General features: G+C 54.5%; 14 protein-coding genes. 12 read left to right on the top strand and 2 right to left on the bottom strand.

The window, feature by feature from the left end; genetic code table 11:
• The first annotated feature begins 2 nt into the window (after positions 1-2).
• The 11 genes from KGD89_RS17530 to KGD89_RS17480 all read left to right on the top strand — a co-directional run bounded on the left by KGD89_RS17530 (position 3) and on the right by KGD89_RS17480 (position 9,503).
• Positions 3-815 carry a C40 family peptidase gene (locus tag KGD89_RS17530; RefSeq protein WP_025261071.1) on the top strand — a complete coding sequence of 271 codons (813 nt, stop codon included), beginning with the start codon at positions 3-5 and terminating at the stop codon, positions 813-815.
• 30 nt (positions 816-845) lie between these two features.
• Positions 846-1,145, top strand: a complete 300-nt coding sequence (locus KGD89_RS17525) for a hypothetical protein (RefSeq protein WP_143008676.1) — start codon at positions 846-848, stop codon at positions 1,143-1,145.
• A gap of 46 nt (positions 1,146-1,191) precedes the next feature.
• Positions 1,192-1,539 (top strand): hypothetical protein, encoded by a 348-nt coding sequence (locus KGD89_RS17520; protein ID WP_074568818.1) that lies wholly within the window; start codon positions 1,192-1,194, stop codon positions 1,537-1,539.
• A gap of 48 nt (positions 1,540-1,587) precedes the next feature.
• Positions 1,588-2,205, top strand: coding sequence for a tail assembly protein (locus KGD89_RS17515; protein ID WP_025261068.1), 618 nt, complete (start codon positions 1,588-1,590; stop codon positions 2,203-2,205).
• Between the two features lie 51 nt (positions 2,206-2,256).
• Positions 2,257-2,718 carry a hypothetical protein gene (locus tag KGD89_RS17510; protein ID WP_025261067.1) on the top strand — a complete coding sequence of 154 codons (462 nt, stop codon included), beginning with the start codon at positions 2,257-2,259 and terminating at the stop codon, positions 2,716-2,718.
• Positions 2,719-2,782: 64 nt separating this feature from the next.
• Positions 2,783-6,217 (top strand): host specificity protein J, encoded by a 3,435-nt coding sequence (locus KGD89_RS17505; RefSeq protein WP_038399956.1) that lies wholly within the window; start codon positions 2,783-2,785, stop codon positions 6,215-6,217.
• 306 nt (positions 6,218-6,523) lie between these two features.
• A complete protein-coding gene (locus KGD89_RS17500) occupies positions 6,524-7,390 on the top strand; it encodes a hypothetical protein (protein ID WP_025261066.1) in 867 nt (288 codons plus the stop codon).
• 14 nt (positions 7,391-7,404) lie between these two features.
• A complete protein-coding gene (locus KGD89_RS26475) occupies positions 7,405-8,190 on the top strand; it encodes a hypothetical protein (RefSeq protein WP_025261065.1) in 786 nt (261 codons plus the stop codon).
• A complete protein-coding gene (locus KGD89_RS17490; protein WP_025261064.1) occupies positions 8,190-8,534 on the top strand; it encodes a hypothetical protein in 345 nt (114 codons plus the stop codon). Before KGD89_RS26475 ends, KGD89_RS17490 begins: the two co-directional genes overlap by 1 nt.
• Entirely contained in the window at positions 8,531-8,896 is a 366-nt protein-coding gene (locus KGD89_RS17485) for a hypothetical protein (protein WP_025261063.1), read from the top strand. The genes KGD89_RS17490 and KGD89_RS17485 overlap by 4 nt, the downstream gene beginning before the upstream one ends.
• Before the next feature lie 58 nt (positions 8,897-8,954).
• Positions 8,955-9,503 (top strand): glycoside hydrolase family 19 protein, encoded by a 549-nt coding sequence (locus KGD89_RS17480; RefSeq protein WP_025261062.1) that lies wholly within the window; start codon positions 8,955-8,957, stop codon positions 9,501-9,503.
• A gap of 139 nt (positions 9,504-9,642) precedes the next feature.
• Here KGD89_RS17480 and KGD89_RS17475 read toward each other — a convergent pair whose 3' ends face one another.
• Positions 9,643-10,002, bottom strand: a complete 360-nt coding sequence (locus KGD89_RS17475; RefSeq protein WP_162883711.1) for a DUF3892 domain-containing protein — start codon at positions 10,000-10,002, stop codon at positions 9,643-9,645.
• A gap of 364 nt (positions 10,003-10,366) precedes the next feature.
• Complete coding sequence (locus KGD89_RS17470; protein ID WP_025261060.1) at positions 10,367-10,780, bottom strand: ArsR/SmtB family transcription factor; 414 nt, start codon at positions 10,778-10,780, stop codon at positions 10,367-10,369.
• A 149-nt stretch (positions 10,781-10,929) separates the two neighbouring features.
• Here KGD89_RS17470 and KGD89_RS17465 point away from each other — a divergent pair, with 149 nt between their 5' ends.
• Positions 10,930-11,673 (top strand): glucose 1-dehydrogenase, encoded by a 744-nt coding sequence (locus KGD89_RS17465; protein WP_025261059.1) that lies wholly within the window; start codon positions 10,930-10,932, stop codon positions 11,671-11,673.
• The last annotated feature ends 73 nt before the right edge of the window (positions 11,674-11,746 follow it).

Genomic DNA, 11,746 nt, shown 5'->3' with positions numbered 1-11,746 from the left:
TCATGCTGAAACACATCCTCGCCGCCGTGCAGGCTCATGCTGCGGCCGAGTATCCGCGGGAGTGTTGCGGGCTGATCGTGGCCGTAGGCCGAAAGCAACAGTACATCGCCTGCCAGAACACTGCTGCTGACCCCAGCGAAGAGTTCCGCATCTCGCCTGAGCAGTATGCTGATGCGGAAGATGTCGGCGAGGTCATCGGTATCGTGCACTCGCACCCGGACGCAACCAGCCGGCCGTCGGCCCGCGACCTGGCCATGTGCGAGGCGACCGAATTGCCCTGGCACATTCTGTCTTGGCCGGAGGGGGATTTGCGCACGATCACGCCGACCGGCAGCACGCCACTGCTCAAGCGGCCATTCGTTCATGGGGCGTGGGATTGCTGGCAAGTCTGCGCAGACTGGTATCAGCGCGTGTGGGGGCTGGAATTCCCGGCCTACGCTCGGCAGGACGGGTGGTGGGAAAAGGCGGACGGGGAAAGCCTGTACGAGCAGGCCTACGAAGCGGCGGGCTTTTACCAGGTCAGCCAGCCCCAGCGTGGCGACATGATCGTGATGTCTGTTGGGCGCACAGCTCATCCCAATCACGCAGGCATATATCTCGGGGCCGATCCGAAACTGCCCGGCGAAGAGTCAGGCGCATTCGGCCCGGGGCCGTTCCTGCTGCATCATCTGTACGGCAGGCCGTCCGAGATCATCGTCTACGGCGGACCCTGGCATGACCGGGCACGCCTGATCCTCAGGCACAAAGATGCACAACCTCCCAGGCTGGTTGCTGGTATTCCATCCACGCTGGATGGGTGGACAGGTATAAGCTAGAGTCTGTTTTTTTCAGCGGAGCTTTGAGGGATGACAGTTTCAAGCGTAAGGGCATCAATGCAGCATGGAGTCGGCTTCGAGATACTTGAAACACGCTATATGGATAAAACCCTTCGGGTGTCTGTAGCCAAGAGTGCTAATGATCTAGATACCAAGAAAGTAGAGGGGGATGCTCAGGTTCATATGACCCTGATCGAAAAGAACAAAGCTGTAGAGAAGGGAGTTAAAGAAGTCTTTGATGCTGCTAAAAGTGGTGATTCTGTTGTTATTCTTTGTCGAAGCGAATCTATTTATAAAACCGTTTTGAAAGAGATTGGTTTTGGTGAGTAACAGGCATCAATTAAATTGTATGCTTCGAGGTTTCAGGGGAGGAAATATGAGGGTTTTTATTGGCGCGCTTGCTGTTGCGTTGTTGGCAGGTTGTACAACGCCATCGGACTTGAGAGCTGGGTCACCAGTATTTTCAGCGGTCACAAAAAAATCTCCAAAACAGTACGCTCTTTGTGTTTTTCCTAAGTGGCAGGATCAGAATTCCGGCTCGACTATGTCCGAAACTGAATCTGGCTATCGCTTGGTAATGTCAAATCCAGGTGTTGGGCAAACGGATGAGCTTTTGGAGATTCAGGGCTCGGGTGCCGGAGCCACAGTTCGTCATTACCAAAGAATTGCTTGGCAACAAATAGGGCGGTCTGCTGTTTCAGACGCTGTAAGAAAATGTATTTGAACAACATACAAGCCGCCTTCGGGCGGTTTTTTATTGCTTGGAGGAAACATGGCAGCAACAGCCGCGCATTACGAACAGATGACCATCATTAAGCTTTCGGGGTCCTTGGCCAAGCGATTTGGCAGGGAGCATCGACGTCTTCTGCAAGTGAGTAATTTCAGGGATGTGTGCAAGGCCCTTATTGCGACCCTGCCTGGATTTGATGAGGAAATTAAGCGGCTGGATCGCCAAGGCATGAGATTTGCCATTTTCAGGAATGGGCGGAACGTGGGCGCAGACGAGTTCGACCGCGCCGGAGTTCGCGAGGTCCGAATAGTGCCAGTTGTTTCGGGTGCAAAGCGCGCCGGGCTGTTGCAAACAATTGTAGGAATGGTAATGATCGCTGCTTCATTTTTTGTGCCTGGAAGTTCGCCGTTTGCTGTTGCGGCAGCAAATGCTCTGATGGGGGGCGGTGTCGCAATGGTCGCAGGCGGCGTAATTCAGATGCTCAGCCCCCAGGCTGGTGGATTATCACAGAGCGCCGCATCGGAGAACTTGCCGTCCTATGCCTTCGGCAGTGCCAAAAACACAACTGCTGCCGGTAACCCGGTTCCGATCTGTATCGGTAAGCGCCGCTGGGGCGGGGCGATCATCTCGGCATCGATCTATGCCGAGGATAGGGTTTAGTGTCTGCTCCCGCTGTGTCAGGATCGCTATCTAGGCGATAAGGAGCGTGCAATGTCGAAAATCGTGAAGCATGTGAAAGTTAAGAGCAAGTTTGATTGTGGCTGGCAGTGCAGCTTGCAACCCGATGAAGAACAAAAAATTGAGGATATCGGGTATGTGCTTTTTGAGGACGGAAACGGCTTCATATTGGCCAAAGTCGATCGTTGGTGTGATGTGCGTGAAGAGGCAGAAAAAAGCCTATTACAGGAATGGAGGTTGAGATTCAGCCATGTTCGCGAGTTTGGCAGCCACGCGAAAGATCTTCTCGATTTCTGCAAGCCGTCTCTGAGCTCAGGCGAATTAGAGACACTCGACCGTCACGCTAAGTCAGGAACCAAAAGGCCCGCAGGGGACGTTGAGCGAACTCTCGCTGTCGACATGGACGAAGCCAGGGTCGCCGTTGCTCGTTACTACCATCTCAACCCGAAACAAATCGAAGTCATCTTAAGAAGCAGTGGTGAGATTCATCAGTAAGGCTTTGGTGAGCACACTATTAATCAACCCGCCCAGGCGGGTTTTTTTATGCCTGGAGAAAAACATGGGCGCAGCAGAGCGTATCGAGATCGCCGGTGCCAAGGGTGGCGAAAGCAACCCAAAGACCCCAGTTGAAGCCCCGGACAGCCTGTCGTCGACGAACATCGCCAAGATCCTGCTTGCCGTGGGGGAGGGGGAGTTCGACGGCGTTCCGACCGCGCGCGATATCTACCTCGACAACACGCCGATCATGGATGCCAGCGGCAACCTCAACTTTCCCGGCGTGAAGTGGGAATGGCGACCAGGTGGTATCGATCAGTCCTATATCCAAGGCATTCCTGCCGTTGAGAGTGAAACAACTGTCGGTGTTGAGCTGCGCAGTGATGCGCCGTTCACCCGCTCCCTGAGCAATATCCAACTCTCTGCCGTTCGGCCGCGCCTCGACTGGCCTCGCCTTGCACAGCAAGACAGCAGCGGCAACACGAACGGCTACACCATCGAGTATGCAATCGACATCGCAACTGATGGCGGCGCTTACGTCGAGGCGCACCGTGGCGCGGTGAGCGGCAAGAGCACGAATGGTTACCAGCGTTCTGTGCGCGTCGACCTGCCTGCCGCTGAGTCTGGCTGGATGATGCGTGTTCGCCGGATCACGCCGAATGCGAACTCGGGCACCATTGCCGACACGATGAATATCGCTGGTTACACGGAGATCATCGATCAAAAGCTGCGGTACCCGAACACAGCGCTGCTCTATATCGAGTTCGATGCTCAGCAGTTTCAGAACATCCCGACAGTGACTGTCGATTGCAGGGCCAAGCGCTGGCCGGTGCCGAGCAACTACGATCCAGAATCCAGGACCTACAACGGCGTGTGGGACGGCTCTTTCAAGCAGGCCTGGACAAACAATCCCGCGTTCGTGACCTATGGCCTGTGTGTCGAGGACCGCTTCGGGTTGGGAAAGCGTATCAAGCCGTGGATGGTCGACAAGTGGGAGATGTATCGCATCGCTCAGTATTGTGACCAGGTTGTGCCGGACGGGCAGGGTGGTCTGGAGCCGCGTTTCCTGTGCGACATGAATCTGCAGGGCCGGGCCGAGGCCTGGACGTTGCTGCGCGATCTCTCTGCGATCTACCGGGGGATGGTGTACTGGGCTCATGGCTCGCTGTTCATGCAGGCCGACATGCCTCGCGAGCAGGACATTGACTATGTGTTCACTCGGTCGAACGTCATCGATGGTGATTTCGTCTACGGTGGTGCAGAGCGCAACACGCATTACAGCCGAGCGCTGGTCAGCTACGACAACCCTGCGAACAACTACGACACCGATGTCATTCCGGTCACCGATGCAGCGCTTCAGCGCCGGTTCCGCGATCGACCGATTGAGCTGTCGGCAATTGGCTGTACCCGAGCTTCCGAAGCCCAGCGCAGAGGCAAATGGGCGCTCCTGAGCAACAACCAGGACCGAACAGTAACATTCAAGACAGGCATTGAGGGTCGCATCCCGCTGCCTGGCTACGTCATTCCTGTTGCTGATGAGCTGGTTGCCGGTCGACCCAACGGTGGCCGGATCTCGGCCGCAGCCGGTCGGGTTGTCACTTTGGACCGCGACACGCCGATCAAGGCCGGTGATCGTTTGATCGTGAACCTGCCCAACGGCACAGCCCAGGCCCGCACCGTTCAATCCGTGGCAGGCCGCGCAGTTACAGTCACAACCGACTACGGCGTGCAGCCCGAGCCTCAGTTGCAGTGGGCGATTGATTACGAGGACCTGGCCATCCAACTGTTCCGTGTTCTCAAGACCTCGCGAACAGATGATGGCCAGCACGAGATCACTGCGCTCGAGTTCAATCCGAGCAAGTTCCCAAGTATCGACACAGGGGCAAAGCTCGAAACTCGTCCGATCAGCGTCATTCCGATCACGACAGTTCTGCCTCCGGCCAGCGTTGCGCTGACCTCTGGTTACTCGATCTCTCAAGGGCTGGCTGTCAGCACGATGACAATCGAGTGGCCGGCTGTGGCCGGTGCTGTCGCATACGATGTTGAATGGCGCAAGGACAGCGGCAACTGGATTCGCCTGCCGCGTGCTGGCTCGACCTCTGTCGACGTGACGGGGATCTACGCGGGGGCGTATCTGGCCCGCGTGCGTGCTGTCAGCTCATTCGATATTGCGTCGATCTGGCGAGAGTCAGCACTCACTGAATTGAAGGGCAAGGATGGCGCGCCGCCTGCCGTTGCTTACCTGACGACCAGCAGCGAGCTGTTTGGTATCGGCCTGAGCTGGGGCTTCCCTGAGGGCGCAGAGGACACCCAGCGCACAGAGATCTGGTACGGCCCGACGCCCGATCGTGCAACGGCAACAAAGCTCACAGACCTGGCTTATCCCCAATCCGAATACCTGATGCGTATTCCGCAGGCGGGCGTTGAGTTCTTTTTCTGGGCGCGACTTGTCGACCGGACAGGGAATGTCGGTGCCTGGTATCCGGATGGAGCAGGGATTGTCGGTCGCTCCAGCTCAGACCCAGCCCCGATCCTTGAACTGCTCACAGGCAAGTACGTTGAAAGCGAAGTGGGTCAGCAGCTCTCGGAAAGGATCGACGACCTGCAGGCGCAGATAGAAGCGCTGGATGGATTGTCGGCTTACATACCTGATCAATCCTATTTCGCTGGCGAGATGACGCTTGCAAACGGGAGGATCTACCAGGCCACCCAGGCGGTGCCGGTCAATACGCCTCCGCCCAACGTCAATTACTGGATCGACGTTGGGGCTGTTGTCGAAGCAGCGAACGGCCTGGCTCAGCAGGTGCAGCAGAACACTGCTGATATTGATGAGCTGGGTGCTGAAGCATCAAGCGTTCAAGTGTTACGTGCTGCATGGCGCGACGATAATGGCGAAGGTGATTTGCAGGGTGCGCTGAAGCTGTGGGACACACAGGCGGCATATGCAAACGAGATCGTTGCCCGAGCGACTCAAGACCAAGCAATTGTCAGCTCAACTGAAACGTTGAGAGCCAGCGTGGCAGGGAATACAGCTGCGGTCCAGCAGGTGACACAAGCACAGGTGACCACAGACGGAAAAATGTCGACGCTCTGGACGCTGCGTATGGAGGCAACAGCGAACGGCCAACCATACACCACGGGCTTCGGTTTGGGGTTGGCGTCTGGTCCAGGGGGAACAACATCAAGTTTTGTCGTGCGAGCCGACACTTTTCTCGTGATGAATACAAACGCTCAGAATCCCGAGGCGCTGTTCGGTATAAGTGGTGGACAGACGTTTCTCAAGTCTGCATTTATTGAAGACGGCTCCATCACAAGCCTGAAAGTCGGCAACTTGCAGTCGAATGATTACGTCGCGAATACATCAGGATGGCTTCTTCCGAAGACAGGGCCTTGGCAGTTGAATGGCTCTATGTCTGATGGACGTCGCTCAACAATCGAAAATTCGGGATTTAAGCTGTACCACGCTAATGGCGTTCTCGGAGTCGCGCTGGTTCTCTAACATGACAGGATTGACAATACGGTCGGCAGACAATGTTGTACTTGTCGACATGACAATGAAGATCAGCCAAACAATGGGTAGTGTTGATACTGGCGGCGTTAATGGCGCAGTCACTATTCCATCGCCTCCCACTGGAAAGCTCGCGTATTTCATTGTTGTGCCGCTTGTCGATATGCAAAACGAAAAAGGAAAGAGGCCGGGTGTAACATTGTCGGGGACTTCTCTGAGCTGGGCCTACTCATTCAACACCGGGGGAGGCTGGGGTTACTTCGCGGCAAACTGTCGAATTTGGTATGGGTACTACTGATGCCGGAACTGATAGTTAGAAAAGAAACGGGCGAGCTTCTGTTCGACACATCCAAGATTACATATGGGCTTGTGAAGAGCGGATATATGACCTATCTGCGCTCTGATGGGGTTTACGTCATAAGGGGCTCAAACGTCGATCCAGATCAGAAAAGCAGTTACAACTATAACGCAGGAAAGTATCCGATACACGGCTTCACAGTGAGCAATGCTAGATCACCGGTTGTTTTCATAGTCGGTCGCGGATGCCTTGTCAGCACTGCAAGAAGTGGTGACAGCGTCACGTTCTATTACGCAAGCGCGAGTACTGACACGAAGTACTACTGTTTCGATCTAATGGCTGACGACATTCCGGGTAGCCCTTACCTCAAGACATTTTTGAATAATGGCGTATGCACGTTCAACTCATTGCAGCCACCGCTGAACATTGCTGGGGTAGTCCAGGCGCCCGGCCCCGGATCGGTTTGGCCAAATGGCAGGTACCGAGAGACGTATGCAGGCGGCGTAATGACAAGGCTCTCATACTACTCAATGACGCAGGCGTCAGGCGCGAATATCGCATGCATCGTCAATATCGATGTCGGCGGTGGCGAGTGCGCAGTGTTTTTGCCCTGGAGTCGAACGGCAACCGTTATTGACAGCGAGGCATGGTCGTTTACTCAGCCATGGTCCTACGGCGTTGTTGAAGGTGCTTACGGGAGAGCGGGCGGAATAAGCTTCATCTTCGCCGCAACAACGGAGGGCATCTTCAGCCAGTATGTGGGAACCGGCGCTTACAGTCCGGCTTCCTACGTCAATCTTCCGACCGACCGCTATCCGCAAGCTTTGTACATCAGGACTGCCGGACTTCCGTTTCCTTACAGATAACACAAGGTGCTCAAATGCCCTGGTACAAGACAGGCACGGTTTCGTGCACTCAGAATTCAAACGCGGTGATCGGCGCTGGAACTTCGTTCATTGCAAACAGCAGGGTGGGGGATGCGTTTCGCGGGCCGGATGGGGCGTGGTACGAAGTCACAAACGTTGCAAGTGATACTGCAATATCGATCTCCCCTGCTTATCAAGGGGCGAGTGTCGCCGCTGGCGGTTATGCGCTCGCGCCGATGCAAGGATATGTAAAGGATTCGGCTGACGCGCTACGGACGCTCGTTAACAAGTTCGGGGCTCTTGCCGCGTCGGCTTCAATTAATGCGTTTGCAGCGCTCACAGGTGGGGCAGGGAAGATCCCTTACTTTACCGCTGCCGACAAGATGGCAGTTGCAAGCATCACGGACTTTGCATATGCCAAGTCAAATATTCTCGGAACCGTTTCCCAGTCTGCGGGCATCCCGACCGGCGCTATTATCGAGCGAGGAAGTACAGCAAGTGGTGACTACGTAAAGTTTGCAGACGGTACCTTGATCTGCACAAGCGGAACGTTAAACATCCCAACGCCAAGCTATGCAGCAAATACGAATGCAAATGAATTCTTGGTGAATTTCGCAGCGAACTTTTTTAATGCTAGTTTTTTGTTTATCGGTATCGCAGTGCCTGGAGCGTCATATGATGCTTACGGCGCAACTGCAAGTTATCCAGCATCTTCTGCGTCCGGAAGGATCGCGATAAGAAACGGCTCAATTGCACAGAGCTTTAATGTCCGCTACCTAGCAATCGGGAGATGGTTCTAATGAAGATTTTCTTGGCTCCGCAGCGCCGTGATGACAGCCTCGAAGTTGTTAAAAATGGGAGTGTGTTGATTCTGAACGGCGAACCTTTTGACTTCGCAAGGATGGTTGATGGTGACACGCTGCCCGCAAGCGCGATCAGCTCGCCATTTTTTGTGGGCAATGTCGACAACATCGGCGGAGAGCTTGAGCTGACACTGCTTCTGCCGCTCCCTGCAAATTACAGCCATTCACAAGCGTTTCCTGAGCCGCTGATCAATGTCGGCGATGGCCCAGTCGCATTCCCTGCGCCGCTACCCATCAGCTTCTTATCTGTTGATGCATCAGTGACGGAGGCCGAAGCATGAATATCGATTGGACACAGCTCATTACAAAGGCAATGAAAGAGGCAGCAGCGCTTGCCGCGCACTTGGCTGCGATGAAAGCCGAACTCGCGGCGCGCAATGCCCGGGCTGCCGCTCAAATACTGCGCATTCAAGATCGAATCGACACCCTGGGGTACGGCATTGATTCTGGCGATGCGACTGAAGAGGACGAAGTTGAGCAAGCGGACTTGATCGTCAGCGTGGCTTCCTGGAAGGCCTATAAGTTCGCACTGGGGAAGGTCGCAAAGCAGCCGACATGGCCTGCCGCACCGAGCTGGCCAAGCGAGCCCGCCATTCCAGTTATCGAGGCAGATCCTCTCTCTGTGGCTCAAGACGCTATCTGATTCACCAAATCTCTCTGGCCCGCCGCGTGCGGGCTTTTTCATGCCTGGAGAAAGACAAATGTCGATCACTCAGCAGCAACTGCTGCAGATTCTTCCCAGCGCCGGTTCTAAAGCCGGCGTTTTTGTTCCTGCGCTCAATGCGGCCATGAACCGATACAGCATCCTCACCCGGTTGCAGGTATCGGCTTTCATCGCACAGATCGGTCACGAATCCGGCCAGTTGCGGTATGTCCGGGAACTGGGCAATGACGACTACTTGAAGAAGTACGATACGGGCAAGCTGGCGAAGAACCTGGGCAATACGCCTGAGGCTGACGGCGATGGCCAGCTCTATCGCGGTCGGGGTCTGATTCAGGTCACTGGCCGGGCGAACTACGCTGCTTGCGGTGAAGCCTTGGGGCTGGACCTGCTCAAGCGCCCTGAGTTGCTGGAGCAGCCTGAGCATGCCGCGATGTCCGCCGCGTGGTTCTGGGGCAGCAACGGTCTGAACCGGCTCGCTGACAAGTCTGATTTCGTCGGGATCACGAAGCGGATCAATGGCGGGACAAATGGCCTGGCTGAGCGTGAGGCGTTCTATCAGCGTGCATTGAAGGTGCTGGCAAAATAAAGATCATAGAGCTCGTGCTCTGACCTTCACGTCGTCAGTGCTGCCGCGATAGAGGACTGGCGAGGGCGAGACGGTCTACCAATCGGCTCAAAGACTGACCAGTGCAAGATAGCAGCACTGGTCGTCCTAGAATATGGTGTTAGTCAGCAACAGACAATCCAGGGAAGGCTTTTAGGATTGCGGCTTCTATATCGTCGTCAGGCATCACAAATGAAGGCAGGCTTTCTAGATTATTTTTTTCTGTGTCGTCAGCAGCAGTAGTCAGATACTCATCATCATAGATATGCACTTTGGCCCCCTCTTCATATATGTTTATTTCTCTATGTATCGTCGCCGTTTTGAATGTTGCTGATTCGGTTTTTATTAGCTCTACTATGAATTGGCGGCTAACCAATGAAAGTCCTCTTAATTTTCGATCTACCGCGCGAGAAACTACAACCCAATCTATATGTTGATCATCTTTGTTGTAAGCAACGCCAAAAATCAAAAACTCAGCCATGTGTAACCCCTTCGCATCCTGCTGCTCGAAATTGAGCTTCATAAAGCTGGGGGGCGTGAGTTCCGTTTTCAAGGAGGGGCGGTGCGGAATTTTGGGTTGATGGGCGGGTTGTTCGTACCACTTTTTGTACCAAATGAGGTTTTTTCAGGGGAATAAAGGGGTGTTAAGCACCCCTGAATCCCTTTAAAACCCCCTTTTCCAATACACCTGCTAATCCGCACATAATTCCTTACCGGGTTTCCGTTGGGGAGGTGACTGAAAAAAGTGCAGTCACCCAGAAACTGACCCGAAGGCGTTGTGGGAGTTTTAGATCAATAGGTTATAAGCAGGCAGTAGAGGCTTGAGCCTTGTATAACCGGGCGTTTTATCCGCGGATCTCATCAGGGTTGGGGAACGAATGTGCGCCGATGCCATTCGGCTCCGACGTCTCTAGAGCCTCTGGTGAGTCAATCACGACAGCCGAGGCGTAGGCGTTGATGATCGCCGCAACCAGACCTGGAAAGCGTTTTTCCACTTCAGGAAAACGTGAATGGTTCCGCATTTCCACACCATGACGCTCGCTGCGAATCAATCCGGCTTCGCGAAGGATCTTGATATGGGTGGACAGCGACGATTTAGGGATGACCCGATCCCCTAGCCTGGAAACCGCCGCACAGGCTTCGACAGTGCCCGACGTAAGGATCTTGGCGAGAATAGCTGCACGGTTTGGATCGGACAGCGCGTGAAGAATTGCTTGAGGCTGAACGTCCTCAATCGCAGGGTGAAATAAAGGTCTCATATCGTCTTCGCTAATGTCCTTGACTGTTACTCTGAATAGTTCATAAGATCGGAACTATGGGATTATTAGTCGTTTCAGAGGTTTTCCAGCTTCTGGCCTCGGTCTCAATGCGTATCAGCCTCGAAAATTAACAGAAAAGGATCGTTGTAATGAAGAAACTTGAAGGCAAGGTGGCTGTGGTGACGGGGGCATCGAAGGGGATTGGTGCGGGTATCGCCAAGGCTCTGGCTGATGACGGTGCGTCAGTCGTTGTCAATTACTCGTCAAGCAAGGCGGGTGCAGACGCAGTCGTTGATTACATTAAATCGATCGGAGGTACAGCTATCGCGGTCCAGGGCGATGTTTCAATAGCGGCCGAGGCCCAGGGATTGATTGAGGCAGCAGTCAAGCAGTTCGGGCAACTGGACGTGTTGGTCAACAATTCTGGCATTTTCGATGTTGCGCCTGTTGAGCATGTCACAGAAGACCAGTACCGACGCCTCTTCGATGTCAATGTGCTAGGTGTGATACTGACTACCCAGGCGGCAATCAAGCATCTTGCGCAGGGTGGAAGCGTCGTCAACATTTCGTCTTCCATCACTCGCCTTCGTACACCTGGAACATCGGTCTATACAGCGACCAAGGCAGCTGTAGATGCAATTTCTGGCGTGTTAGCCAAAGAACTCGCTCCCCGAAAAATTCGAGTCAACGTTGTCAGTCCCGGTTTCGTCGTGACCGAGGGCACCACCGCTGCGGGTATCGTCGGCTCTGACATGGAAGCAGGTATCGTTTCGCAGACACCGCTCGGTCGTGCTGGCCAACCGGAAGATATCGCACGTGTAGTGGCTTTCCTTGCGTCTGACGATGCTCGTTTCGTGACCGGTGAGAACATCACCGCGAGTGGCGGCCTCTGACAAAACGGAAGTCGGGTAGCACTTGGCGGGCGACTGAATGTTCACTGTTTTCCTCCCGCCGGATTTTAGGCGC

Origin of the sequence: Pseudomonas cichorii (genome assembly GCF_018343775.1) — a bacterium.
GTDB classification, from domain to species: Bacteria; Pseudomonadota; Gammaproteobacteria; order Pseudomonadales; family Pseudomonadaceae; genus Aquipseudomonas; species Aquipseudomonas cichorii.
Note: the sequence above shows the minus strand (reverse complement) of the source record. Positions and strands in the feature narration are given on the sequence as shown.

Coding starts and splice junctions, on each gene's coding strand:
- KGD89_RS17530 (WP_025261071.1), top strand. CDS start 3: ATGCTGAAACACATCCTCGCCGCCGTGCAGGCTCATGCTGCGGCCGAG.
- KGD89_RS17525 (WP_143008676.1), top strand. CDS start 846: ATGACAGTTTCAAGCGTAAGGGCATCAATGCAGCATGGAGTCGGCTTC.
- KGD89_RS17520 (WP_074568818.1), top strand. CDS start 1,192: ATGAGGGTTTTTATTGGCGCGCTTGCTGTTGCGTTGTTGGCAGGTTGT.
- KGD89_RS17515 (WP_025261068.1), top strand. CDS start 1,588: ATGGCAGCAACAGCCGCGCATTACGAACAGATGACCATCATTAAGCTT.
- KGD89_RS17510 (WP_025261067.1), top strand. CDS start 2,257: ATGTCGAAAATCGTGAAGCATGTGAAAGTTAAGAGCAAGTTTGATTGT.
- KGD89_RS17505 (WP_038399956.1), top strand. CDS start 2,783: ATGGGCGCAGCAGAGCGTATCGAGATCGCCGGTGCCAAGGGTGGCGAA.
- KGD89_RS17500 (WP_025261066.1), top strand. CDS start 6,524: ATGCCGGAACTGATAGTTAGAAAAGAAACGGGCGAGCTTCTGTTCGAC.
- KGD89_RS26475 (WP_025261065.1), top strand. CDS start 7,405: ATGCCCTGGTACAAGACAGGCACGGTTTCGTGCACTCAGAATTCAAAC.
- KGD89_RS17490 (WP_025261064.1), top strand. CDS start 8,190: ATGAAGATTTTCTTGGCTCCGCAGCGCCGTGATGACAGCCTCGAAGTT.
- KGD89_RS17485 (WP_025261063.1), top strand. CDS start 8,531: ATGAATATCGATTGGACACAGCTCATTACAAAGGCAATGAAAGAGGCA.
- KGD89_RS17480 (WP_025261062.1), top strand. CDS start 8,955: ATGTCGATCACTCAGCAGCAACTGCTGCAGATTCTTCCCAGCGCCGGT.
- KGD89_RS17475 (WP_162883711.1), bottom strand. CDS start 10,002: ATGGCTGAGTTTTTGATTTTTGGCGTTGCTTACAACAAAGATGATCAA.
- KGD89_RS17470 (WP_025261060.1), bottom strand. CDS start 10,780: ATGAGACCTTTATTTCACCCTGCGATTGAGGACGTTCAGCCTCAAGCA.
- KGD89_RS17465 (WP_025261059.1), top strand. CDS start 10,930: ATGAAGAAACTTGAAGGCAAGGTGGCTGTGGTGACGGGGGCATCGAAG.